This is a genomic window from Prevotella sp. oral taxon 317 str. F0108, from assembly GCF_000162415.1.
Lineage (GTDB): Bacteria > Bacteroidota > Bacteroidia > Bacteroidales > Bacteroidaceae > Prevotella > Prevotella conceptionensis.
Map to the genome: position 1 here is coordinate 23,046 of NZ_GG740080.1, position 1,052 is coordinate 24,097.

The following is a 1,052-nucleotide window of genomic DNA, read 5'->3' on the forward strand; positions in this document are numbered from 1 at the left end:
TAATTAGAGAATGAAAAGTTCTTTCTCTGAGGATCAACCAACTCTTACAACTAAAAAAATCAAATATACTTTCCATATCTATTTGCAGTATTTACAAGAAATATCTATCCCATTTTCCATGACGGTTCCATCTGGGCTATAAACTCTAACATTTGAATTTCCATGCATGTCATTCCATTTATATGTAATTGTCATACCATGATTCTTTGCATGGTTGTACAAAAGTGCATCGCAGTTCTTAGATTTAGGACCGCAAGGAGGCAGTGGACCTGCGGGGAAAGATTTTCCACTAGGCCCTTTAAAGAATGAAGTTTTTCCATCTCCCTTTGGACCCATTGAGGTTATTTCTAGATGACCTCCCTTTTGGTTTCCAAGTTGATTTAATATCTGAGGTTCTGAATGGAAACCTCCTTTTTGGCTAGCAAAGCTTCCCACCTCTCCATTTATGCCATTTGTATTTGTATATACGGCATTTGCTATATGTAAACCTAAAATGTCTATATCCACATTCATGTTTTCCACATACCCATACAACGTTGGATTTTCCCCTGCCAGTCCTATCGGATCTTGGCTTATATACCCACCTGTATTCGGGTCGTAATACCTGAACCGATTGTAGTACAGCCCCGTCTCCTCGTCCTCATACTGTCCCAATTGTCTGAATGGCACGAGCTTTCTGTCGCCCCTAAGGTTGCGCAAGTTGCCATAGATATCGTAGTCGGCTTGCCAGACGGGCGTTCCATGTTCGTCGTAGGCCTGCACGGGGCGACCGATGTAGTCGCTCACGATGCCGTAACGCTTGCCGTTTACCAACTTGGCTGTGGGTACATAACTATCGGGGTCGTAAATCCAGGTGACGAGGTTGTCCGTTGGTTCGGGCCTGTCGAACGACACATCGCCGTTTTCGGCAACGATTGGTTGCGGCCGTTTCGTTTCGTCGTACTCCCACTCGTGAAGGACAACGTCGCCATCCCACAGGTAGCGGTGCACGCGGCCGTTGAAGGACTTCTCGATTCTCCGACCCAGTGCGTCATATTTAAATGTGACAACTC

At 45.4% G+C, this 1,052-nt stretch carries 1 protein-coding gene; it reads right to left on the reverse strand.

From position 1 onward, the window contains the following. Positions 1 to 78: 78 nt before the first annotated feature. The coding region (locus HMPREF0670_RS17485) for an RHS repeat-associated core domain-containing protein (RefSeq protein ID WP_316928777.1) at positions 79 to 1,052 on the reverse strand (974 nt) is incomplete at its 5' end.